The organism is Streptomyces sp. NPDC004610 (assembly GCF_040609715.1).
GTDB lineage: Bacteria > Actinomycetota > Actinomycetes > Streptomycetales > Streptomycetaceae > Streptomyces.
On record NZ_JBEXLA010000009.1, the window covers coordinates 234,631 to 257,753 of the forward strand.

16 protein-coding genes and 2 pseudogenes are annotated in these 23,123 nt (G+C 73.5%); 7 read left to right on the forward strand and 11 right to left on the reverse strand.

Annotation, left to right across the window (positions count from 1 at the left end):
- Positions 1–15 precede the first annotated feature (15 nt).
- The 5 genes from ABZX40_RS12790 to ABZX40_RS12810 all read left to right on the forward strand — a co-directional run bounded on the left by ABZX40_RS12790 (position 16) and on the right by ABZX40_RS12810 (position 7,309).
- Positions 16–1,368, forward strand: a complete 1,353-nt coding sequence (locus ABZX40_RS12790) for a sugar ABC transporter substrate-binding protein (protein WP_355732178.1) — start codon at positions 16–18, stop codon at positions 1,366–1,368.
- A gap of 6 nt (positions 1,369–1,374) precedes the next feature.
- Positions 1,375–2,331 (forward strand): sugar ABC transporter permease, encoded by a 957-nt coding sequence (locus tag ABZX40_RS12795; protein ID WP_355732176.1) that lies wholly within the window; start codon positions 1,375–1,377, stop codon positions 2,329–2,331.
- Positions 2,328–3,188, forward strand: a complete 861-nt coding sequence (locus ABZX40_RS12800; RefSeq protein ID WP_355732174.1) for a carbohydrate ABC transporter permease — start codon at positions 2,328–2,330, stop codon at positions 3,186–3,188. Before ABZX40_RS12795 ends, ABZX40_RS12800 begins: the two co-directional genes overlap by 4 nt.
- Before the next feature lie 39 nt (positions 3,189–3,227).
- Positions 3,228–4,835: a glycoside hydrolase family 13 protein gene (locus ABZX40_RS12805; protein ID WP_355732173.1), complete on the forward strand. Its 1,608-nt coding sequence runs from the start codon at positions 3,228–3,230 to the stop codon at positions 4,833–4,835.
- A 422-nt stretch (positions 4,836–5,257) separates the two neighbouring features.
- Positions 5,258–7,309, forward strand: a complete 2,052-nt coding sequence (locus ABZX40_RS12810) for a phosphocholine-specific phospholipase C (RefSeq protein WP_355732171.1) — start codon at positions 5,258–5,260, stop codon at positions 7,307–7,309.
- On the opposite strand, the gene ABZX40_RS12815 is transcribed toward ABZX40_RS12810, so the two are convergent.
- A complete protein-coding gene (locus tag ABZX40_RS12815; protein ID WP_355732170.1) occupies positions 7,296–8,243 on the reverse strand; it encodes a DMT family transporter in 948 nt (315 codons plus the stop codon). The two genes, ABZX40_RS12810 and ABZX40_RS12815, sit on opposite strands and share 14 nt — an antisense overlap.
- The gene (locus ABZX40_RS12820; protein WP_355732168.1) at positions 8,240–9,037 is read right to left on the reverse strand and encodes a phosphatase PAP2 family protein; all 798 of its coding nucleotides are present in this window, start codon (positions 9,035–9,037) and stop codon (positions 8,240–8,242) included. The genes ABZX40_RS12815 and ABZX40_RS12820 overlap by 4 nt, the downstream gene beginning before the upstream one ends.
- 183 nt (positions 9,038–9,220) lie before the next feature.
- Here ABZX40_RS12820 and ABZX40_RS12825 point away from each other — a divergent pair, with 183 nt between their 5' ends.
- Positions 9,221–9,883, forward strand: a complete 663-nt coding sequence (locus ABZX40_RS12825) for a TetR/AcrR family transcriptional regulator (RefSeq protein ID WP_355732167.1) — start codon at positions 9,221–9,223, stop codon at positions 9,881–9,883.
- Positions 9,884–10,131: 248 nt separating this feature from the next.
- On the opposite strand, the gene ABZX40_RS12830 is transcribed toward ABZX40_RS12825, so the two are convergent.
- The 4 genes and pseudogenes from ABZX40_RS12830 to ABZX40_RS12845 all read right to left on the reverse strand — a co-directional run.
- Positions 10,132–11,427: a DUF2510 domain-containing protein gene (locus tag ABZX40_RS12830; RefSeq protein WP_355732166.1), complete on the reverse strand. Its 1,296-nt coding sequence runs from the start codon at positions 11,425–11,427 to the stop codon at positions 10,132–10,134.
- A 68-nt stretch (positions 11,428–11,495) separates the two neighbouring features.
- On the reverse strand, positions 11,496–12,662 hold the full coding sequence (locus ABZX40_RS12835) for an anhydro-N-acetylmuramic acid kinase (protein WP_355732677.1): 1,167 nt from the start codon (positions 12,660–12,662) through the stop codon (positions 11,496–11,498).
- A 20-nt stretch (positions 12,663–12,682) separates the two neighbouring features.
- Positions 12,683–13,300, reverse strand: a pseudogene (locus ABZX40_RS12840) (MFS transporter); the annotation flags it as partial.
- 459 nt (positions 13,301–13,759) lie between these two features.
- Positions 13,760–14,467 (reverse strand): annotated as a pseudogene (locus ABZX40_RS12845) (MFS transporter); the annotation flags it as partial.
- 260 nt (positions 14,468–14,727) lie between these two features.
- Between ABZX40_RS12845 and ABZX40_RS12850 the strand changes: the two are divergent.
- Complete coding sequence (locus ABZX40_RS12850) at positions 14,728–17,424, forward strand: AAA family ATPase (RefSeq protein WP_355732164.1); 2,697 nt, start codon at positions 14,728–14,730, stop codon at positions 17,422–17,424.
- A 1,031-nt stretch (positions 17,425–18,455) separates the two neighbouring features.
- Here ABZX40_RS12850 and pcaD read toward each other — a convergent pair.
- The 5 genes from pcaD to ABZX40_RS12875 all read right to left on the reverse strand — a co-directional run.
- Positions 18,456–19,592, reverse strand: coding sequence for a 3-oxoadipate enol-lactonase (gene pcaD, locus ABZX40_RS12855; RefSeq protein ID WP_355732163.1), 1,137 nt, complete (start codon positions 19,590–19,592; stop codon positions 18,456–18,458).
- Positions 19,589–20,902, reverse strand: a complete 1,314-nt coding sequence (gene pcaB, locus ABZX40_RS12860; protein ID WP_355732161.1) for a 3-carboxy-cis,cis-muconate cycloisomerase — start codon at positions 20,900–20,902, stop codon at positions 19,589–19,591. Before pcaB ends, pcaD begins: the two co-directional genes overlap by 4 nt.
- The gene (gene pcaG / locus ABZX40_RS12865; protein WP_355732159.1) at positions 20,899–21,504 is read right to left on the reverse strand and encodes a protocatechuate 3,4-dioxygenase subunit alpha; all 606 of its coding nucleotides are present in this window, start codon (positions 21,502–21,504) and stop codon (positions 20,899–20,901) included. Before pcaG ends, pcaB begins: the two co-directional genes overlap by 4 nt.
- Positions 21,505–21,509: 5 nt before the next feature.
- Positions 21,510–22,283, reverse strand: coding sequence for a protocatechuate 3,4-dioxygenase subunit beta (gene pcaH, locus ABZX40_RS12870; protein ID WP_355732157.1), 774 nt, complete (start codon positions 22,281–22,283; stop codon positions 21,510–21,512).
- Positions 22,284–22,295: 12 nt separating this feature from the next.
- The coding region (locus ABZX40_RS12875) for a thiolase family protein (protein ID WP_355732155.1) at positions 22,296–23,123 on the reverse strand (828 nt) is incomplete at its 5' end.

Genomic DNA, 23,123 nt, shown 5'->3' on the forward strand with positions numbered 1-23,123 from the left:
CAAAGGGGTCCACCGATGAGAAGCTCCGGGTTCCGCCGCACCTTTGTCACCCTCGCCGCCGGTGCCATGTCCCTCACCGCCCTGACCGCGTGCGGTTCGGGCGACGAGGGCGCCGCGAGCGGCAAGACCCAGATCACGGTCAACTGCATGCCGCCCAAGAGTGCCAAGGTCGACCGGAAGTTCTTCGAGGACGATGTCGCCGCCTTCGAGAAGGCCAACCCGGACATCGACGTCGTCCCGCACGACGGCTTCCCCTGTCAGGACCCGAAGACCTTCGACGCCAAGCTGGCCGGTGGCCAGATGGAGGACGTGTTCTACACGTACTTCACCGACGCCAAGCATGTCGTCGACATCGACCAGGCCGCGGACCTGACCCCGTACATCAAGGAACTCAAGAGCTACGAGACCATCCAGCAGCAGCTGCGGGACATCTACACCGTCGACGGCAAGATCTACGGCGTTCCGCGTACCGGCTACTCGATGGGCCTGATCTACAACAAGGCGCTCTTCGAGGAGGCCGGTCTCGACCCCGACCAGCCGCCCGCCACCTGGGACGAGGTCCGCACCGCCGCCAAGAAGATCGCCGAACTCGGCGACGGCACCGTCGGCTACGCCGACTACAGCGCCCAGAACCAGGGCGGCTGGCACTTCACCGCCGAGCTGTACTCCCAGGGCGGCGATGTGGTCAGCGCGGACGGCAAGTCGGCCACCATCGACACCCCCGAGGGCAAGGCCGTCCTCCAGACCCTGCACGACATGCGCTGGACCGACGAGTCCATGGGCACCAAGCAACTCCTCGTCATCAACGACGTCCAGCAGATGATGGGCTCCGGCAAGCTCGGCATGTACCTCTCCGCCCCCGACAACATCCCGATCCTGGTCAAGGAGAAGGGCGCCACCTACGAGGACATGGCCATCGCGCCCATGCCCGGCGGCAACGGCACCCTCATCGGCGGCGACGGCTACATGTTCAACAAGACGGCCAGCCCCGAGGAGATCAGGGCCGGGCTGAAGTGGCTCGACGCCATGTTCCTCACCCCCGGTGACGGCTTCCTCGGCGACTACGCCCGCGCCAAGGAGAACGACGCCCCGGTCGGCCTGCCCGAGCCCCGGCTGTTCACCGGCGCCGCCGACGAGAAGGACCAGCAGGTCAAGGAAGCCAACGCCAATGTCCCGGTGGAGAACTACCAGCCCTTCCTGGACGGCAACCAGAGCCTCGACATGAAGATCGAGCCGCCCAGCGCCCAGCAGATCTACTCCGTCCTGGACGGCGTCGTCTCCGCCGTCCTCACCAAGGAGGACGCGGACATCGACGGACTGCTGAAGGACGCCTCCGGCAAGATCGACGACATCCTCGCCCGGGGCTGACCCGCGATGACCAAGACGGCACAACGGCGGACCGTGACCAAGGTCGCGGTCCGCCCGGTCGAGGCGGCGCCCCCGGCAGGGGACCGGGGGCGGCGCCGCCTCACCGACCAGGTCCGCGCCTACGGCTTCCTCGTCGGCGGACTGATCTGCTTCGCGCTGTTCTCCTGGTGGCCCGCGATCCGCGCGGTCGTGATCGCCTTCCAGAAGTACACCCCCGGCTCGGCGCCCGAGTGGGTCGGCACGGAGAACTTCACCCGGGTCTGGGGCGACCCGGAGTTCGCCGCGGCCTGGAAGAACACCTTCACCTTCACCGTGCTCGCCCTGCTCATCGGCTTCGCGATCCCGTTCGTGCTCGCCCTGGTGCTCAATGAACTGCGCCACGCCAGATCGTTCTTCCGGATCGTGGTCTACCTCCCGGTGATGATCCCGCCGGTGGTCTCCGCCCTGCTGTGGAAGTGGTTCTACGACCCCGGCACCGGCCTCGCCAACGAGGCACTGCGCTTTCTGCACCTGCCGACCTCGAACTGGTCCAACGGCGCCGACACCGCCCTGGTCTCCCTGGTCATCGTCGCCACCTGGGCCAATATGGGCGGCACGGTGCTGATCTACCTCGCCGCGCTCCAGTCCATCCCGGGCGAGCTGTACGAGGCCGCCGAACTCGACGGCGCCAACATCTTCCAGCGCGTCCGCCATGTCACGATCCCGCAGACCCGGTTCGTGATCCTGATGCTGATGCTGCTCCAGATCATCGCCACGATGCAGGTGTTCACCGAACCCTTCGTCATCACCGGCGGCGGCCCCGAGAACGCCACGGTCACCGTGCTCTATCTGATCTACAAGTACGCCTTCCTCTACAACGACTTCGGCGGCGCCTGCGCGCTGAGCGTGCTGCTCCTGCTCTTCCTCGGCGCCTTCTCCGCGATCTATCTGCGGCTCACCCGCTCCGAGGGGGACAGCGCATGAGCACCCGTACCCTCGTCTCCCCGGCGTCCCTGGCCCGCCCGCGCGGCAGGGCCGTCTACTGGAGCGTCTTCGCCGGGGTCGTCCTGCTGTTCGCGCTGGCGTTCCTGTTCCCCGTCTACTGGATGGTCACCGGCGCGATGAAGTCGCCGGACGAGGTCGCCCGGACGCCTCCCACCCTGATCCCCGACAACTGGGAGATCACCGGGTACACCGACGCCTGGGAACTGATGGACCTGCCCACCCATCTGTGGAACACGGTGGTGCAGGCGGCCGGCGCCTGGTTCTTCCAGATCGTGCTCTGCACCGCCGCCGCCTACGCCCTGTCCAAACTGCGGCCGGTGTTCGGCAACATCATCCTCGGCGGCATCCTGGCCACCCTGATGGTCCCGGCGCAGGCCCTCGTCGTCCCGAAGTACCTCACTGTCGCCGATCTCGGGCTGCTCAACGATCCGCTGGCGATCTGGCTGCCGGCCGTCGCCAACGCCTTCAACCTCTATCTGCTCAAACGGTTCTTCGACCAGATCCCCCGCGATGTGCTGGAGGCCGCCGAGATCGACGGCGCCGGAAAGCTGCGCATCCTCTGGTCGATCGTCCTGCCCATGTCCCGGCCGGTGCTCGGCGTCGTGTCGATCTTCGCCCTGGTCGCCGTCTGGCAGGACTTCCTCTGGCCGCTGATGGTCTTCTCCGACACCGGCAAACAGCCCATCAGCGTGGCACTGGTCCAGCTCTCGCAGAACATCCAGCTGACCGTGCTGATCGCCGCCATGGTGATCGCCAGTATCCCGATGGTCGCGATGTTCCTGATCTTCCAGCGCCACATCATCGCCGGGATCAGCGCGGGCAGCACCAAGGGCTGACACCCGCCGCCCCCCACGACCGACAGAAAGGCCAGCATCGTGGCACAGCCCACCCCTGCCCGGACACACGCCGACTGGTGGCGCTCCGCCGTCATCTACCAGGTGTACGTGCGCAGCTTCGCGGACGGCGACGGCGACGGCACCGGCGATCTCGCCGGGGTCCGCACCCGGCTGCCGTACCTCGCCGAACTCGGCGTCGACGCCCTGTGGTTCACCCCGTGGTACCTCTCACCACTGAAGGACGGCGGCTACGACGTCGCCGACTACCGGACCATCGACCCGGCCTTCGGCACCCTCGCCGAGGCCGAGAAGCTCATCGCCGAGGCGCGTGAGCTGGGCATCCGCACCATCGTGGACATCGTGCCCAACCATGTCTCCGACCAGCACCCCTGGTTCCGGGCGGCACTGGCCGCCGGGCCCGGCAGCCCCGAGCGCGAGCTGTTCCACTTCCGGCCCGGCCGCGGCGAACAGGGCGAGATCCCGCCCAACGACTGGCCCTCCCAGTTCGCCGGCTCCACCGAACCGGTCTGGACCCGGCTGCCCGACGGCGAGTGGTACCTGCATCTGTTCACCCCAGAGCAGCCCGACCTCAACTGGGACCACCCGGCGGTGCGCCGCGAGCACGAGGACGTACTGCGCTTCTGGTTCGAACGGGGCGTGGCCGGCGTCCGCATCGACTCCGCCGCCCTGCTCGCCAAGGACCCCGAGCTGCCCGACTTCGTCGAGGGCGAGGACCCCAACCCCTTCATCGACCGCGATGAACTCCACGACATCTACCGCTCCTGGCGCCAGGTCGCCGACGACTACGACGGCATCTTCGTCGGCGAGGTCTGGCTCCCCGACACCGAGCGCTTCGCCCGCTATCTGCGCCCCGACGAACTGCACACCGCGTTCAACTTCTCCTTCCTGTCCTGCCCCTGGGACCCGGCCAAGCTGCGCTCCTCCATCGACGAGACCCTCGCCGAGCACGCCCCCGTCGGCGCCCCCGCCACCTGGGTGCTCTGCAACCACGACGTCACCCGTACGGCCACCCGCTACGGGCGTGAGGACACCGCCTTCGCCTTCGCCACCAAAGCCTTCGGCACCCCCACCGACCTGGCCCTCGGCACCCGCCGCGCCCGCGCCGCCGCGCTGCTCTCGCTGGCCCTGCCCGGCGCGGTCTATCTCTACCAGGGCGAGGAACTGGGCCTGCCGGAGGCGGACATCCCGCTGGACCGCATCGAGGACCCGATGCACTTCCGCTCCGGCGGCATCGACCCCGGCCGCGACGGCTGCCGGGTCCCGCTGCCCTGGAATGCCGACGCGCCGCACGCCGGTTTCGGCTCCCAGCAGGAACCCTGGCTGCCCCAGCCGGCCGGCTGGTCGGCGTACGCCGCCGATCTCCAGGACGGTGACCCCGGGTCGATGCTGCGGCTGTACCGCGAGGCGATCCGGCTCCGTCCGGCGTTCGGTGAGGCGCCGCTGACCTGGCAGGACGCCCCGGCCGGGGTGCTGCACTTCCGCCGCGCGGACGGCGCCCACTGTGTGGTGAACCTCGGCGCGGACTCCGTCGAGCTGCCCGCGCACACCGAACTCCTGCTCGCCAGCGGCCCGCTGGACGACACGGGCCGGCTGCCGCGGGACACGGCGGTGTGGCTCCGCACCTGAGCCGTGCCGCCGCCCGGTCCAGGGCCCGCAGGGGCTGACGTCCCCCGTCGGGCCCTGGACCGCCCGCCCGCACCTTTCGTCCCCTCACTCCCTTCGTCCCCTCACTCCCTTCGTTCCCCGCTCCTTTCGTCCCCCCTTCCTTTCGTCCCCCGCCCGAAAGGTCCGGCAGCGTCTGCTCGCCCGGACCGCGGGTCGGTAGCGACCGCGACTCCCCGTGCCGGACCGCGTGACCGCTCCCGCGGCCCGGCGCGGGGCTCCAGTTCCGCCCCTCGACGCCCTGCCGCACCGCTCGTACCGCCGGGTTTCACGCCCGCGCCATCGCACCCTTCCCTGTCGTTCGGTGCTCTTGGAACACTCCTTCCGCGCGCGAATCAACACCATCCGGCCGGTCGCGGCTCACCAGGACGAGAGGTCGTTCCGTCATGTCCGAAGTCAATCGGCGCAGATTCCTCCAGATCGCGGGCGCCACCACGGCGTTCTCCGCGCTGTCGAGCAGCATCGAGCGCGCCGCCGCGCTCCCGGCACACCACCGCAAGGGGACCATCGAGGACGTCGAGCACATCGTCGTCCTGATGCAGGAGAACCGCTCCTTCGACCACTACTACGGCGCCCTGCGCGGCGTGCGCGGCTTCGGCGACCCGCGCCCGGTCGTGCTCGACAGCGGCAAGCCGGTGTGGCACCAGACCCAGAACGGCACCGAGGTGCTGCCCTTCCACCCGGACGCCGACGACCTCGGCATGCAGTTCCTGGAGGGCCTGCCGCACGCCTGGCCCGACGGCCAGCACGCCTACCACGGCGGCAAGTACGACCGCTGGCTGCCCGCCAAGGGCACCACCACCATGGCGTATCTGACCCGCGAGGACATCCCCTTCCACTACGCCCTCGCGGACAAGTTCACCGTCTGCGACGCCTACCACTGCTCGTTCATCGGCTCGACCGACCCCAACCGCTATTACCTGTGGTCCGGCTACACCGGCAACGACGGCAAGGGCGGCGGCCCGGTCCTCGGCAACGAGGAACTCGGCTACGGCTGGACCACCTACCCGGAGCGGCTGGAGGCGGCCGGGATCTCCTGGAAGATCTACCAGGACATCGGCGACGGCCTGGACGCGGCCGGCCACTGGGGCTGGATCTCCGACGCCTACCGGGGCAACTACGGTGACAACTCGCTCCTCTACTTCGACCGGTACCGCGACGCCCGCCCCGGCGACCCCTGGTTCGACAAGGCCCGCACCGGCACCGACGTCAAGAACGGCGACGGCTACTTCGACCGGCTGCGCGCCGATGTCACGGCGGGCACCCTTCCGCAGATCTCCTGGATCGCCGCCCCGGAGGCGTTCTCCGAGCACTCCAACTGGCCCACGAACTACGGCGCCTGGTACATAGCCCAGGTCCTGGACGCCCTCACCGCCAACCCGGCGGTCTGGGCGAAGACCGCCCTGTTCATCACCTATGACGAGAACGACGGCTTCTTCGACCATGTGGTGCCGCCGCTGCCGCCGAGGAACGCCGCCCAGGGCAAGTCCACCGTCGATGTCGCCCCGGACCTCTTCCAGGGCGGCGGCGGCCGGGCCGCCGGTCCCTACGGCCTCGGCCCGCGCGTGCCCATGCTGGTCGTCTCCCCCTGGAGCAAGGGCGGATACGTCTGCTCCGAGACCCTCGACCACACCTCCATCGTCCGCTTCATGGAGCGCCGCTTCGGCGTCGAGGAGCCCAACATCTCGCCCTGGCGGCGCGCGATCTGCGGTGATCTGACCGCCGCGTTCGACTTCTCCCGCAAGGACGCCAAGCCCGCCCGGCTGCCGGACACCGACGCCTACGAGCCGCCGGACCGCGACCGCCACCCCGACTACCGGCCCACCCCGCCGGCCGACCCCGACATGCCGAGGCAGGAGCGCGGCTCGCGCCCCACCCGCCCCCTGAAGTACGCCCCGCTGGTCGACGGCTCGGCCGACACCGGGACCGGGAGGTTCACGCTCAGCTTCGCCTCCGGCGCCAGGGCCGGTGCCGCCTTCCTGGTCACCTCCGGCAACCGCACCGACGGCCCCTGGCAGTACACCACCGAGGCCGGCAAGACCCTCGCCGACACCTGGAACTCGGCCTATTCCGGCGGCTCCTACGATCTGACCGCGCACGGCCCCAACGGCTTCCTGCGCACCTTCCGGGGCGGCAACGCGACCCCCGGCCCCGAGGTCACCGCCCGCCACGACGGCGACGACCTCGAACTGACCCTCACCCACCACGGCACCACCACCGTCACCCTGAGGCTCACCAACGCCTACGGCGGCCGGGACCGCACCGTCCGGCTCCGGCCCGGCGCGCGCTCCACCCTCACCGTCGACCTCGCGCGCAGCCGCCGCTGGTACGACCTCACCGTCACCTCGGACGCCGACCCCGCGTTCCTGCGGCGCTTCGCCGGCCATGTCGAGAACGGCCGCCCGGGAGTGAGCGACCCGGCGATCATGACTGACTAGGAGCGCTCACGGCGGTGTCGGGTGCCCCGGTCCGGTCATCGGTCTCCCGGGCCTGCCGGGGCGTCGGCAGACCCGCGAGGGCGGCCGGGGCGGTGGCCGGGGCGGTGGCCGTGCGCCGGGCCTCGGCCCGGGAGAGCAGGATCACGCCCCAGGCGGCCAGCCCCGCGCCCGCCACGGCGAGCAGCACCCCCGCCGCGCCGCCCCGGAACCGCTCGCCCAGCAGGGTCAGCCCGATCGCGGCGGCGGCCACCGGGTTGGCGAGGGTGACCAGGGCGAGCGGGGCGCCGAGCCCATCGCGGTAGGCGGTCTGGGACAGCAGCAGCCCGCCGGTCGCCAGCGCCGCGACCAGGACGGCGACCCCGGCGACCTGGAGGCCGAACGGTGATCCGGAACCGTCGGTGGCGGCCACCGTCACGGTCTGGGTGAGCGCCGAGGCGACCCCGGAGGCGACGCCGGACGCGGTGGCGTGCCGCAGGCCAGGCCGGACCCCGGGACGGCACAGGACACCGATGAACACCGCCGTCGCGCCGGAGACCAGCAGCGCCTCACGGACGCTCAGCACATCGTCGGGGGCCGGACCGGTCGCCGCCACCAGCAGCGCGGCGAGCCCGGTCAGGGTCAGCGCCGTACCCCGCCACTCGGTCGCGCTGACCCGCCGCCCCGCCAGCCGCGCGCCCAGCGGAACGGCGGCGACCAGGGTCAGCGCCCCGAGCGGCTGGACGACGGTCAGCGGGCCGTAGCGCAGGGCCACCACGTGCAGCAGCGCGCCGGAGGCGTTCAGCAGCACCGAGCCCCACCAGGCGCCGCCGCGCAGCAGCCGCAGCAGTCCGGTGCCGGGGGAGCGGGCGGCGAGGCGCTCCTGGGCCACGGCCGCCGCCGCGTAGCCGACGGCGGACAGCAGGGAGAGGACGACGGCCAGCAGGGAGGCGTTCACCGGCCCGCCCCGACCAGCGGTGGCCGCTCGGCGGGCCGCGCCGCACGGGCCGTACGGCGGGGGCGGCGGGGTTCCGCGCGCGGGACCCGGACGGCGAGCAGGGCCGCGGCGAGCAGGACACCGGCGACGACGGCGTCGAGCCAGTAGTGGTTGGCGGTGCCGACGATCACCAGCAGGGTCAGCAGCGGATGCAGCAGCCACAGCCAGCGCCAGCGGGTCCGGGTGGCCGCGATCAGCCCGACGGCCACCATCAGGGCCCAGCCGAAGTGCAGGGAGGGCATCGCCGCGAACTGGTTGGAGAGGGTGTCGGTGGCGGGCGGGCCGTAGACCGACGGGCCGTAGACGCGGCCGGTGTCGACGAGTCCGGTCTCGGCGAGCATCCGGGGCGGGGCCAGCGGGAACGCCAGATGCAGCACGAGGGCGGCGGCGGTGAGGGCGGCGAGCACCCGGCGGGCCCAGACGTAGTGGCCGGGGCGGCGCAGATAGAGCCAGACCAGGAAGGCGACCGTGGCCGGGAAGTGGACGGTGGCGTAGAAGGTGTTGACGGCCCGTATCAGGGTGTCGCCGTGCAGGAACAGGGCCTGCACCGAGGCTTCGTCGGGCAGCCGCAGCACCCGCTCCCAGTGCCAGATGTCCCGGGCGTTGCGGAACGCCTCGGCGGTGTGGCCGTCGGCGAGATGCCGACCGAGCTTGTAGACGAGGTAGAGCCCTGCGACGAGCAGCAGCTCCCGGACGATCGGCGGGCGTTGCGGAGGATCGGACTCCGCCCCGGCAGGCTCGGCTGCTTCACGCATCCCCCGGCCCTTCACTCATGGTGCACGCATCCGATGCATGCCTCTTGCATCGATACTGGTTCGTATCGATACGCCAGTGTACCGATACGAATTAGTACCGGTAGACTGGCGTACCGGTGGCGTTCGGCACACCTGGTTTTCGCGCCACCGGATCGCAGACCGCAGGCGATGAGGAGAAGAGCCATGACGTCGCAGGCCGCGGACCGACCGGAGACGGTCGGCGCCTCGCGCCGCTCCAAGCTGACGCCCGAGCGTGAGCAGGAGTTCTACGACGCCGTGATCCGGCAGCTCCATCAGTGCGGCTACGACGCGGTCACCATGGAGGGCATCGCCGCCAGCACCCGGTGCAGCAAGTCCACGCTCTACCGGCAGTGGCGGACCAAACCGGAGTTCGTGGCGGCGGCGCTGCGCGCCCGGCGGCGGGTCCGCTTCGCCGACGTCGACACGGGTGCGCTCGCCACCGATCTGCTGCTGGCCGCCCGGCAGGCCGGGGAGGCGTCCGACGACGACACCCGGCTGTTCCAGGCCCTCGGTCACGCCGTCGTCCAGGACCGGCGGCTCGGCCAGGCGCTGCGCGAGGCCGTGGTGGAGCCGGAGGTCGCCGCGCTCCGGGAGATCCTGCGGCGCGGGGTGGCCCGCGGGGAGGTGCCCGAGGGGCATCCGGCGCTGGAGTTCGTGGCGGCGATGATGCTGGGGGTGCTGCGCGCCCGCCCGGTCCTGGAGGGGCGGCACGCGGACCCGGACTATCTCGCGCGGTTCGTGGAGGTCGCCGTGCTGCCGGCCCTGGGACTCACGGCGCCGGGCGGACCGGACCTCTTACCCACGACGACGCCCTCGGCTTCCTGACCGCCGACGTTCCGACCCTCGGCTTCCTGACCGCCGGCTTCTCGACTGCCGGTTGTCCGGCCGCCGGGTTTCCGACGGGTCGGCTTCCTGACCGTCGGCTTCCAGACCCAGGCCGCCGTCCCGGTACCACCGGGCGGTGACCTGTCCGCGCCGCACCGTGGGGACGGGGGCGGCGCGCACCCCCGGCCGGGTGGGGTTCCTCCAGAGCGGAGAGGCACCTCACCCGGCCGACCTGGGGCCGGGGCGGCTCAGACCCCCTGACCGGCGGTGCCGCCGCCGCCCGAGGACTCCTTGATGCCCTCGGCTATCTCGTCCAGCACGGCCTCGGTCTCGCCCGCGTCGACCCCGATACGGATGATCACCATCTGCTCCGGGTTGGCCGGGGACGGGAACACCAGCGACTCGACGATGCCGTCGGCGCCCTTGCTGGTGACCGCCTTCCAGCGGACCTGGTAGCCCTTCTGCCCGGCCACCGTGACCGCCTCGGACAGCAGCACGTCGTGCGAGGTGATCGCCCCGTAGGTGGTACCGCCGTAGGACTCCTCCGCGTTGGCCTCGATGTCGGCCTTCGCGATCTCCTCCGGGGTGGTGCCCTCGGTGCCGTGCGCGATGGCGGGGGCCGAGTAGGCGCCGCCCTTGGTGCAGCTCTTGGCGGGGTCGCCGGGGCAGTCGTAGGTGTCGTCGGAGGTGATCTGCGCGCCGACGCTCATCGCCTGCCCGGTCCAGCCCTCCGGCACCTCGAAGCTGATGGCGTTGATCGGGTCGGACAGCGTGCCCCCGCCCTCGACCTCCGGCGGCGCGGACTGCTGCGGCGGGGCCGACTGACCGCCCTCCCCGCCACCGGGCCCGCCCTCGCCCTCACCGAAGGGGGCGCCGTCCCGGTTGGGTCCGCTGGGGCTCGGCGCGCTGTCGCCCGCCCGGTCGCTGCCGCTGTCGTTGCTGGTCAGGGCATAGACACCGACACCGATGCTGGCGAGTACGGCGGCGGCGACACCGATCGCGATCCCGATCCGCAGCCCCTTGCGCCGGGGCGGCACGGGCTGCCCCGGGTACCCGGGATAGGCGGGGTGGCCGCCGAGGTACTCGGGCTGGCTGAGCTGCCCGTACTGACCGGGCTGCCCCGGCTGGCCGGGCGGCGGATAGCCGGGCCCCGGGTACGCCTGCTGCCCCGGATACGCGGGGTAGGCGGGCGGCGGTACGGGGTGGGTGGCCGGATCGAGGGGTCCCGCCGGGGGAGCGGCGGGCGCGGGGGGAGCGGGGGAGTCCGCCGGAGGATCGGCGGGCGCCTTGCCGAGCGGTACGGCGGCGGTGGCCGTCGCCCCCTCGGGAGCGGCGTCGGGGGCGTCGGAGGCGTCGGGAGCCCCGGGCGCGGGCGCCGGGTCCGCGCCCTCGGCCGGCTGCCCCGGGGGACCCCACGCGGCGGCCGGGGCCGCGGGACGGGTCCGCTCCGTCCATGCCTTGCCGTCCCACCAGCGCTCGGTGGGCGGACCGTCACTTGTCTGCCCCGGGTCGGCGTACCACCCGGGAGGAGTCACCTGCGTCATGACCCAACCGTATGAGGCATCTGTGAAAGCGGGATGAGAGGGACCGGCCACAAGTGGCCGAACCTTTCTCAGACGGCTTCGACGATCAGCCGCCGCGGCCCCCCGCCCTCCACCGGCGCCCGGTACGGGAACCCGTGCGCGCCCGGTGTCACGGAGCCCAGGACGCTCGGATGGCGGGCGCCCGTCCCGGCCGCCGTCGTGCCGGGGAGGGCGTGGACGGTGAGACAGCCCAGGACGGCGAAGGCGTACGCCTCCTTGGCGTCGGAGGGCAGGCCCAACGCGTCCGAGGGGCGCACCGGGACGCCGGGCAGGGCGTCCGCCAGCATCGCGGTGAGGGCCGGGTTGCGGGTGCCGCCGCCGGAGGCCAGGACCTCCGTGGCCCCCACCGCGCGGACCGCGTCCGCCACCGTGCGGGCGGTCAGCGCGGTGAGCGTGGCGATGACGTCCTCCGCCGCGAGGGTGGCCCCGACCCCGGCGAGCGCGTCCCGCAGATAACCGGGGTGGAAGAGCTCCTTGCCGGTCGTCTTCGGCGGGGGCGCGCTGTAGTACGGCTCCGTCAGGAGGAGGTCCAGCAGCCCGGGGTGCACCCGCCCCGCCGCCGCGAGACGGCCCTCCGCGTCGTACTCCAGCCGCCCCCCGCTGAAACCCCGGGCCGCCGCGTCGATCAGAGCGCAGCCGGGGCCGGTGTCGAAGGCGGTGCCGTCGGGGGCGGTGAGGTTGGCGATCCCGCCCACGTTCAGGGCGACCGGGGTGCCGGGACGGCCCCGCAGCCACAGGGTGTCGAACAGGCCGACCAGCGGGGCGCCCTGGCCCCCGGCGGCGATGTCCCGGGGGCGGAAGTCCGCGACGACCGGCAGCCCGGTCGCCTCCGCGATCCAGGCGGGCTGGCCCAGTTGCAGGGTGCCGTGCGCGCGGGTGCCGTCCGTCCAGTGGTAGACCGTCTGGCCGTGCGAGGCCACCAGGTCCGCCCGCCCGCCGCACAGTTCCCGGTCCGCGCGCACGGCCGCCGCCGCGAACACCTGCCCGATCCGGGTGTCCAGCCGGCACACCTCCGCCAGCGTCACCGCCGCCGGGGGCAGCGCCGCCGCGAGCAGCTCCCGCACCTCGTCCGGGTAGCGCTCGCTCACCATCCCGAGCGGGCGCAGCCGCAGCACGTCCCCGTCCAGCCGGACATCGGCCGCCGCCGCGTCCACCGCGTCGTACGACGTCCCCGACATCAGCCCGATCACCCGCATGGCCCCCGCCTCGCCCCGGTTCACTCCGCCTCCGCCTCCACCCGCCCGGGTGCGCGCGCCGCGCCCGGCAGCGACGCCAGCGCCAGCGCGCTCACCGCGCAGGCCGCCGCCGCGTAGTACGCCGGGATGTCGGCGTCGCCGGTCCGCTCGATCATCTCCGTGATGATGAGGCCCGCGCAGCCGGAGAACACGGCATTCGACAGCGCGTAGGCGAGTCCGAGGCCGGTGTAGCGGACCGTGGTCGGGAACATCTCCGCCAGCATCGCCGGGCCCGGCCCCGCCATCAGCCCCACCACCGCGCCCGCGCCCAGCACCGCCGCGCCCTTCGCCGCCGCGGACGTCCCGGGGTCCTGGAGGACGCCGAGCAGCGGCAGCGCCAGCACCACCACCAGCACGGCTCCGGCCAGCATCACCGGGCGCCGCCCGATCCGGTCACTGAGCAGCCCGGCGGGCAGGATCGTCACCGCGAAGCCCAGATTGGCCAGGACCGTGGCGAGCAGCGCCTGCTCGAAACTGGCGCCCAGCGTGCTCTGGAGGTACGACGGCAGCACCACGAGGAAGGTGTACCCGGCCGCCGACCAGCCCATCACCCGCCCGGCCCCCAGCGCGATGGCCCCGGCGACCTCGCGCGGGGGCGGCGAGGGCGGCGGGGCCTGTAGCGGCTGCGACTTCGGGGACGCGGTCTGCGGTTGCCCGGCCGGGGGTGCCGGTTGCGTGTTCTGGGTCGGCGTTCGCGTCTCCTGGGCCGCCGTGTGCATCTCGTCGGCCGGTGCGTGCGCCTCCTGGGCCGCTGTCCGCACCTCCCGGGTCGCCTTCTGCGTCCCCTGGGCTGCCGCCTCCGTCTCCTTGGCCGCTGTCGGCACCTGCTGGGCCGCCGTGCGGATCTCGTCGGCCGGTGCCTGCGCCTCGTGGGCCGCTGTCCGCACGTCCCGGGTCGTCTTCTGCGTTCCCTGCTCCTGGGCTGCCGCCTCCGTCTCTTTGGCCGCTCCCGTCTCCTGGGCCGCCGTGCGGATCTCGTCGGCCGGTGCGTGCGCCTCCTGGGCCGCTGTCCGCACCTCCCGGGTCGCCTTCTGCGTCCCCTGGGCTGCCGCCTCCGTCGCCCTGGCCGCGGTCCGCACCTCCTGGGCCGCCGCCCCCGTCTCCCGGGCCTCCGGCCCCCGCGCCACCGCCCCCACCCCCGCCCCCCGCGTCGCCCGGAACGCCGGGGTCTCCTCCAGCCGCAACCGCAGCCACAGCGCCGCCGCCCCCAGCGGAACCGCCAGCAGGAACGGCACCCGCCAGCCCCAGGCGTGCAACTGGGTCTGCGTCAGCGTGGCCGATAGGGTCGCCGCCACCCCGGCCCCGCCCAGCAGACCCAGCGCCACCGTGAACGACTGCCACGCCCCGTACAGCCCCCGCCGCCCCTGGGGCGCGAACTCCGTCATCAGGGCCACCGCACCGCCGAACTCCCCGCCCGCCGACAGCCCCTGCACCACCCGCGCCAGCGTCAGCAGCCAGGGCGCGAGCGCGCCGGCCGTCGCGTAGGTCGGCAGCAGCCCGATCAGCGCGGTCGCGCCCGTCATCAGCGACACCACCAGGATCAGCACCGGACGGCGCCCGATCCGGTCCCCCAGCCGCCCGAACACCGCCGCGCCGACCGGCCGGAAGAAGAACGCCAGCGCGAACGACGCGTAGGTGCGCACCAGCGCCTCCGCGTCGCCCCCGCCCTCCGGGGTGAAGAACCGCGCGGCGATGACGGTGGCGAAGTAGCCGTAGACGCCGAACTCGTACCACTCGATGAAGTTGCCCACCGAACCCGCCACCACGGCCCGGACGCCGGGCCGTCGCGGAGCGGGGCCGAGGGGGCCGAGGGGGTCGGACGCCGGGCGGGGAGTGTCGTTCACTCCAGGGCTGTTGACCGGCGGAGCCCCCCCGCAAACCCCCGTCGCGCGCCCCGCGCGTCGCCCGGCGGTACACCGGTTCACCCGACCCGGCACCAGGTGCCCGATACCGGCCACCACGAGGTGCGCCGGAGGGCTACGCTCAATCTCTGTACGTCGTTCGGGCGACTTGGGGAGGTAGCGGGATGACGGAGGCACGGCCCACGGCGGGCGCCCCGGCGGCTCCGCTGTGGGAGCGGGACGAAGAGGTCGCCGCCCTCCGGCAGGCCGTGGAGAGTGTGCGGGCCGAACGCTCCTCCACCGGCAGTCTGCTGATGCTGCGCGGCGACGCCGGACTCGGCAAGACCGCGCTGCTCACCCGGACCCGCAGGATCGCCGAGTCCCTCGGCTGCACCGTCTGGTCCGCCCGCGGCGGCGAGACCCTGCGCTCGGTCCCCTACAACGTGGTCCGCCAGCTCCTCCAGCCCGCGCTGATCTCCCTGCACCCCGAGGAGGCCCGCGACTATCTCGGCGACTGGTTCGACGCCGCCGGCCCCGCCCTCGGCATAGCGGAACCCGGCGGAATCAAGCCAGAACCGCAGGGCGTCTGCGACGGCCTGGTCCTCGCCGTCCGCCGCCTCGCCGACCGGGAATGGCCCCTGGTGCTGCTGATCGACGACGCCCACTGGGCCGACCAGGAGACCCTGCGCTGGCTCACCGCCTTCGCCGAGCGCCTCGACGATCTGCCCGTCCTCGTCGTGGTCGCCCGCAGGCCCGGCGACGTCAGCGGCGACACCGCCCGCCATCTCGACCGGATCGCCGAGCTGAGCGACCGGGTCACCGACCTCAGCGCGCTCACCCCGGACGCCACCGCCGACCTCACCCGCGCCACCGTCGGGCAGCACGCGGACGGACCCTTCTGCCGCCAGGTCTGGGCGGTCACCGCGGGCAACCCCTACGAGACCGTGGAACTCCTGGCCAAGGTCCGCGACAGCGAGATGGAACCCGTCGAGTCCTCCGCCGACGAACTGCGCGACCTCAACCGCTCGGCCCGCGGCGGCGGCCTCGCCAACCGCCTCGGCGAACTCGGCATCAACGCCACCCGCTTCGCCTGGGCCGCCGCCATCCTCGGCAACGGCATCACCGTCGACCTCGTCGCCCAGCTGATCACCGTGGAGCGCCCGGAGGCCCTGCGCTGCGCCGAACTGCTGCGCGGCGCCCGGATCCTCACCGCGCCCGACCCGGCGAACGCCACCGCGGCCGGTGGCGATCTGGAGTTCGTCCACCCGCTGATCGCCTCCGCCGTCTACCACTCCATCCCCGAGGCGCTGCGCACCGCCATGCACGGCATGGCCGCCGAACTGGTCATCGAGTCCGGGCTCGGCGCCGCCGCGGCCTCCCGCCATCTGCTGCACCTCCACCCCGAGGACGACGCCGAGATCGTCGAACAGCTGCGCGAAGCGGCCCGTGAGCATCTCGCCGTCGGCGCCCCGGACGCCGCCCGCGACTGCCTGGAACGCGCCCTGCGGGAACCGCCCCGCGCCCAGGTGCACGCCCAGGTCCTCTTCGAACTCGGCTGTGCCACCCACCTCACCGCGCCCGCCACCACCATCGACCACCTCCAGACCGCGCTGGCCATGCCCGGCCTGGCGGGCCCCGTCCGCGTCGACGCCGTCTTCCGGCTGTCCCAGGCCCTGCTCCACAACGACCAGCTCGACCAGGCCGTCCGCACGGTCGAGGCGGAGGCGCTCCGGCACTCCGAGGGACCGGCCCGGATGCGGTTGCAGGCCGTGCAGTACATGTGGGAGGGCATCTACGGCGAGATAGCCACACCCGGCCGCTCCGAGCGGCTCGCCGACCTCGCCCGCCCCTTCACCGGCCGCGACAACTCCGAACGCGCCCTGCTCATCCTGCGCGCCTTCGACGCCATGACCCATGGCGAGAACGCCGCGGAGGTCATCGAGTACTGCGACCGCGCCCTCGTCAACGAACGGCTCGCGCCCGGTCTCGGCTGGACGGACGCCGAGTGGGGCATCGAACTGCTGATGATGCTCGGCAGCAGCTACGCCTACGCCGACCGGCTCGACCGCGCCGAGAGCCTGTTCACCGAAGCGCTCCGCGCCTACACCACCGCCGGCTGGAGCGGCGGCCATCTCGCGCTCGCCAACGCCTTCCTCGGCATGGCCCACCGCAGACGCGGCCGGCTCCGCGAGGCCGAGGAGGTGCTGCGGGAATCGCTCCGGCTCGCCGAGCGCGTCGGCCGACGGCTGCCGCTGCACTGGTCGGCCACCTGCGGACTGGTCGACACCCTGCTCGCCCGCGGCCATGTCGACGAAGCCTGGACGATCGCCGAACGCTACGGCTTCTCCCCGCCCTACCCGACCACGATCGTGCTGCCCGACCCGCGCACCGTACGAGGCAGGCTGCTGCTCGCCGTCGGCCGCACCAAGGAGGGCGTCAACGAACTCGAAGCGGCCGAGAAGGCGGCAGCGGCACGCGGCGGCCACAACCCGGTGCTCGCGCCCTGGACCGCCGAACTGGCGCTGGCCCTCGCCACCGAGGACCCGGCCCGTGCCGCCCGGCTCGCCTCCGACGCCCGCCGCCAGGCCGAGCACTTCGGCACCGACACCGCGATCGGCGAGGCCCTGCGCTGCGCCGCCGCGCTGGAGACCGGCCAGCGCAAGGTCCGCCTCGCCGCGCAGGCGGTCACCTATCTGGCGTCCTCACCCTGCCAGTACGAGCATGCCGAGGCCGTCGTGGACCACGGCATCGCCATCCGCTCCGCCCCGCAGATCGAACAGGGCCTGACCCTGGCCCACTCCTGCGGCGCGGACGGCCTGGTGCAGCGCGCCGAGACGGCCCTGCTCGCCCTGAAGCCGACGAACGGCAACTTCCCGGGCTGAGGCACCCTCGGGCGGCCCCCGGCGGGGCGTGGCCCCTCCGGGGGCTGCCCCAACGCCGTCGCTTCCGGCGGGGCCGCCGCCGGGCGCCGTCCCCCTCCGGTGGGACCGCGCCGGGGGCCGTTTCAACGCCGTCGCTTCCGGCGGGCCGCGCCTGGGCCGCCCCCTCCGCCGGAGCATCGCCGGAGGCCGCCCCAACGTCGCCGCTTCCGGCGGGGCCCCGCCAAGTGCCGCCCCTCCGGCGGGGCCGTGCCGGAGGCCGCTTCAACGCCGTTGCTTCTGGCGGGACACTGCCGGGGGCCGCTTCGACGCCGCCGCTTCGACGCGGCCACCTCGACGCCGCCGCTTCCGGCGAGGCTCCGCCGGGGCCGTCCCAACGCCGCCCCATCCGGCAGGGCATGCCGGAGCCCCTCAACGCTGTCGCCTCCGGCGGAGCCGCGCTGGGGGTCGTCCCAAGGCCGTCGCTTCGGGAGCCGCGCTGGGGGCTGCCCCGACGCCGTCGCTTCGGGCGGGGTACCCCCGTGCCGCTTCGGCGCTGTGGTTTCCGGTCGGGCTCGCCTGGGCCGCTTCAGCGCCGTGGTTTGAGGCTGGTCCCGCGCCGGGGTCGCTTCCCTGCCCGTCTCTCCGGCAGGGCACCGCTGAGGGTCGTCCCAGCACGGTCGCTTGCGGCGGGGTGCCGCCGGGCCGCTTCAGTGCCGTGGTTTCCGGTCGGGCTCTGCCGGGGCCGCTTCAATGCCGTCTCTCCGGCAGGACACCGCTGGGGTCGTCCCAACACCGTCGCTTCCGGCGGAGCCACGCTGGGGGCCGCCCCAACGCCGTCGTTTCCGGCGGGGTACCCCCCGTGCCCCCTCACCGCCGTCGTTCCCGGCCGGGCCGCACCGGGGCCCCTTCAACGCCGCCCCCTCAGGCAGGACACCACCAAAGGCCGCCCAACCCCGCCCCCTCCGGCAAGTCACCCCCGAAGGAACCCCCTCCCGCCAGGCGTCCCGCTCACCCCACCGTCCCCGCCTCCGCCGTCCAAGCCTCCGCCCCCGCTACCCCCGCCGCCCCGCCTCCTCCCCCGCCCCCTCCTCCGCCAGCACCCGCTGAGCCGTAGTGAACGCCGAGTTCGCTGCCGGGACCCCGCAGTACACCGCCGTCTGGAGCAGGACCGCGCCGATCTCCTCCGGGGTGAGGCCGTTGCGGCGGGCCGCGCGGACGTGCATGGCGAGTTCGTCGTAGTGGCCGTGGGCGACCAGCGCGGTCAGGGTGATCATGCTGCGCTCGCGGCGGCTGAGCGTGGCGTCGGTCCAGATCTCGCCCCAGGCGTAGCGCGAGATGAAGTCCTGGAAGCGGGCGGTGAACGGGGTCTGCCGGGTCTGGGCGCGGTCCACATGGGCGTCGCCGAGGACCTCCCGACGTACCTCCATGCCCCGCGGGGCCGGGCCGGTGAGATGGGTGCGGAGCGCGGCCAGCACCGCCTCGGGGCACTGCGCGGGCGCCAGATGGGAGGCGCCAGGGAGTTCCACCAGCGCCGCGCCCGGCACGGCGTCCGCGATGTCCCGCAGATGCGCGGGCGGTGTCGCCGGGTCCTCGCGCCCGGCGATCAGCAGCGCCGGGGCGGTGATCCCGCCGAGCCGGTCCCGCAGATCGAACGCGGCGAGCGCGTCGCAGCAGGCCGCGTACGCGTCCGGGTCGGCGTCGCGGTGGTCCCGGACCAGCCGGGGCACCGTGAAGCCGTCCGTGAACCAGCGCGCGTCCGCGCTGTCGGCGAGCCGGTCGAGCCCCTCGGCCCGGACCCGCGCGGCCCGCTCCCGCCAGGGCCGTTCCCCGTTGAAGTGCGCGGAGGTGCAGATCCCGGCGAGGGAGGTGATCCGCTCGGGGTGGTGCACGGCCAGATGCAGTCCCACCGCCCCGCCGAGCGACACCCCGGTGTAGGCGAACCGGTCGATGCCCAGGGCGTCCGCGAGCGCCAGCACCAGCGCGGCCAGGTCGCCGACCGTCGCCCCGGCCCGGATCAGCTCCGGTGCCGAACCGCCGTGGCCGGGCAGGTCCCAGCGGACCACCCGGTGGGTGACCGACAGCTCGGGCGCGACCCGGTCCCACAGCGCGTACGACGTCCCCAGCGAGGGTCCCAGCAGCAGCGGGGGAGCGGAAGCGGACCCTTCCGTACGGTGGTTGAGCAGGGTCACGGTCGCTCCAGGGCTCGGTCGGTGAGGGCTCCGGCGGAGCCGGTGTAGTGGGCGGGGTCGAGATCGGCGCCGGACAGCTCGGGCGCCTCGTCCAGCGGCCGTCCCTCCGCCGCCAGCCGGGTGAGCAGTTCTTTCGCGGCGGCCCGGCCCAGGGTCGCGGCCAGTTCGGCGGAGAGCCGCTCGGAGACGATCGCCCCGCGGGTCAGCGCCAGATGCTCCCGCATGGCGTCCGGCCGCACCCGCAGCCCCTCGGCCAGTTCGGCCGCGTCCCGGGCCGCCCCGCCGGTCAGCCGCAGCAGTTCCCGCAGCGGCTCCCACTCGGCGTGCCAGGCCCCGGCCGGCCGCTCGTCCTCGGCGACCAGCGACCCGTACAGCACCGCGGCGAGCTGCGGCGCCCGCCGCGCCGCCGCCACGATCAGCGTGGACCGTACGGGGTTGGACTTGTGCGGCATCGCCGACGAGCCGCCGCCCCCGCCCTCGGCGACCTCCGCGATCTCGGTCCGCGACAGGGTCAGCACATCCACCCCGAGTTTGCCCAGCGCCCCCGCCGTGAAGGCCAGCGCCCCGGCCAGATCGGCGACCGGGGTGCGCAGGGTGTGCCAGGGCAACTCGGGTGCCTCCAGGCCCAGTTCACGGGCGTACGCCTCCGGCAGCGCGGCCGGGTCGGTGGCGCCGTACGCGCCGAACGCGGCCAGCGTCCCCGCCGCGCCCCCGAGCTGCGCGGGCAGCGACTCCCGTACCGTCGTCAGCCGGTCGCGGGCGTCCAGCACCAGCGACCGCCACCCGGCGGCCTTCAGCCCGAAGGTGGTCGGCACGGCGTGCTGGGTGAGGGTGCGGCCGGGCAGCGCGGTGTCCCGGTGCGCGGCGGCGAGCCGGGCCAGCGCCCCCGCCGTGCGCTCCAGATCGGCGAGGACCGGGCCGAGGGTGCGGTGGGCGACCAGCATGGCCGCCGAGTCCAGGATGTCCTGGCTGGTCGCGCCCCGGTGGACATACGGCCCGTACTCGGGGCCGACCGCCGCCGTCAGATCGGCCACCAGCGGGATCACCGGGTTGCCGCCGCCGCGCGCCCGCGCCGCGAGGGACGCCAGATCGAAGCGGGCGGCGTCGGCGGCACCGGTGACCGCTGCCGCCGCCCCGGCCGGGACGAGGCCCAGCGCGGCCTGCGCCCGGGTCAGGGCCGCCTCGGCGTCCAGGAGGGCCTGGAGGTAGGCCGGGTCACCGGTGGTGGCGGCGGCGGGGGAGCCGGACCAGCCGGGGGCGAGCAGATCGCCGGGGGAGGGGGAGGGAGTGGGGTATGCCGCTGATGTCACCTGAACTCCAGGAAGACCGTCTCGCCCTCGCCCTGAAGGCGGATGTCGAAACGGTAGGCGCCGGGGCCCTCCGGGCGGGCGATCAGCGTGTCCCGGCGCGTGTCGGGCAGCGCCGACAGCAGCGGGTCCGCGGCGAGTGCCGCCTCGTCGCCGGGCAGATAGACCCGGGTGAACAGATGCACCAGCAGCCCCCGCGCGAACACGCACACACTCAGGTACGGGGCACTGCTCCCGCGCGCGCCCGGCCGGAGTGTCCGTACGTACCAGTGGCCGTCCGCGTCGGTCTGGACGCGGCCCCAGCCGGTGAACTCGACCCCGTTGCGGCCCGCGTAGCCGCCGGAGGCCGCGTCCCGGCGGATCGAACCGTCGGTCCGGGACACCCGGCCGTCCGGGTCCGGGCCCCAGATCTCCACGAGGGCGTCGGGCAGCGGCTGCCCCTCCCCGTCCGTCACATACCCGCGCACGGTGATGGTGTCGGGATGCCCGAGCGGCGCGATCTCCGCACCGCCGGTGAACGGCAGCGCGTAGCCGTAGAACGGGCCGACCGTGTGCGACGGGGTCGGCAGCACCTGCTCGGGGCGGCCGGTGTCGATCTTCGTCATGGTGGTCAGCGTCCTTCTTCGATCCAGGTGGCGTCCGGGCCGTCGAGGACGATGTCCCAGTGGTAGCCCATAGAGAACTCCGGCACCGACAGACCGTGGTCGTAGGTCGCGACCAGCCGCGCGCGGGCCGCCTCGTCGGTGACGGACTGGAGGATCGGGTCGTAGGGGAAGAGCGGGTCGGCGGGGAAGTACATCTGGGTCACCAGCCGCTGGGTGAACGCCGTCCCGAAGAGGGAGAAGTGGATGTGCGCCGGGCGCCAGGCGTTGTCGTGGTTGCGCCAGGGGTAGGGGCCGGGCTGCACGGTGGTGAACTTGTAGGTGCCGTCGGCGCCGGTGAGGGTGCGGCCGAAGCCGGTGAAGTTCGGGTCGAGCGGGGCGTCGTGCTTCTCGCGCTGATGCGCGTAGCGGCCGGCCGAGTTCGCCTGCCAGATCTCGATGAGCTGGCCGCGTACCGGGCGTCCGCCCTGGTCCAGCAGTCGGCCGGAGACGGTGATGCGCTCCCCGATCGGCTCCCCGCTGTGCTGGATCGTCAGATCGCTGTCGCTCTCGGTGATGTCCCGCTGCCCGAACGCGGGCGAGGCCAGCTCCACCAGCTCCGGGTCCTGGCGCACATCGATCGCGACCGGCGGCTGCTTGGGGTGCCGCAGGGCCGAGGACCGGTAGGGGGCGTAGTCGCGGCGCGGCTGGTGCTCGACCGGGGCGCCGTCGGCGAGCCCCTTCTCGTAGGCGGAGCGCAGGGCCGCGATCTCCTGGTCGATGTCGTGCTGGGTGAGGGTCATGGTGGACGGCTCCTAGCGTTCCAGGACGAGGGCGAGGCCCTGGCCGACGCCGATGCAGAGGGTGGCGATGCCGGTGCCGGAGCCGCGGCGGGCGAGCTGGTGGGCGACGGTCCCGGCGAGCCGGGCGCCGGACGCGCCGAGGGGATGACCGAGGGCGATGGCCCCGCCCTGCGGATTGAGGACGGCCGGGTCGAACTCCGGCCACTCGGCGACACAGCCGAGGACCTGTGCCGCGAACGCCTCGTTCAGCTCCAGCACCGACAGATCGGCGAAGTCCCGGCCCGCCCTGCGCAGCGCGCGCCGCACGGCCTCGACGGGCGCGAGCCCGAAGTAGTGGGGTTCGGTTGCGGACACTCCGGTCGCGCTCACCCGGGCGAGCGGTTCACGGCCGGTGGCCGCGAGGCCCTCCTCGTCGGTGAGGAGCAGCGCGGCGGCCCCGTCGTTGAGGGGTGAGGCGTTGCCGGGGGTGACGGTCCCGTTCGCGGTGCGGAACGAGGGCCTGAGCCTGGCCATGGCGGTGAGCGAGGCATCGGCGCGTACCGATTCGTCGGCGCTGACGACGACGGGGTCGCCCTTGCGCCGGGGGAGGGTGACCGGGGCGGTCTCGGCGTCGAACAGTCCGGCCTCTTGCGCGGCGGTGGCTTTGCGGTGGCTGGCGAGGGCGTACTCGTCCTGCTGTTCGCGGCTGATCTTGTGCTTGTCGGCGATGAGTTCGGCCGATTCGCCGAGCGGGATCGTCCACTGCGGGTCCATTCCGGGGTTGGTCATCCGCCAGCCCAGGGTGGTCGAGTACAGCTCGGTGTGCCCGGCCGGGAACGGCTTGTCGGACTTGGGCAGTAC

Bases quoted from the DNA above. Each gene is read 5' to 3' on its own strand.
- ABZX40_RS12850 (WP_355732164.1), top strand. From the start codon at position 14,728: ATGACGGAGGCACGGCCCACGGCGGGCGCCCCGGCGGCTCCGCTGTGG.
- pcaG (WP_355732159.1), bottom strand. From the start codon at position 21,504: ATGACGAAGATCGACACCGGCCGCCCCGAGCAGGTGCTGCCGACCCCG.
- ABZX40_RS12810 (WP_355732171.1), top strand. From the start codon at position 5,258: ATGTCCGAAGTCAATCGGCGCAGATTCCTCCAGATCGCGGGCGCCACC.
- ABZX40_RS12820 (WP_355732168.1), bottom strand. From the start codon at position 9,037: ATGCGTGAAGCAGCCGAGCCTGCCGGGGCGGAGTCCGATCCTCCGCAA.
- pcaH (WP_355732157.1), bottom strand. From the start codon at position 22,283: ATGACCCTCACCCAGCACGACATCGACCAGGAGATCGCGGCCCTGCGC.
- ABZX40_RS12835 (WP_355732677.1), bottom strand. From the start codon at position 12,662: ATGCGGGTGATCGGGCTGATGTCGGGGACGTCGTACGACGCGGTGGAC.
- ABZX40_RS12795 (WP_355732176.1), top strand. From the start codon at position 1,375: ATGACCAAGACGGCACAACGGCGGACCGTGACCAAGGTCGCGGTCCGC.
- ABZX40_RS12830 (WP_355732166.1), bottom strand. From the start codon at position 11,427: ATGACGCAGGTGACTCCTCCCGGGTGGTACGCCGACCCGGGGCAGACA.
- ABZX40_RS12800 (WP_355732174.1), top strand. From the start codon at position 2,328: ATGAGCACCCGTACCCTCGTCTCCCCGGCGTCCCTGGCCCGCCCGCGC.
- ABZX40_RS12790 (WP_355732178.1), top strand. From the start codon at position 16: ATGAGAAGCTCCGGGTTCCGCCGCACCTTTGTCACCCTCGCCGCCGGT.
- ABZX40_RS12825 (WP_355732167.1), top strand. From the start codon at position 9,221: ATGACGTCGCAGGCCGCGGACCGACCGGAGACGGTCGGCGCCTCGCGC.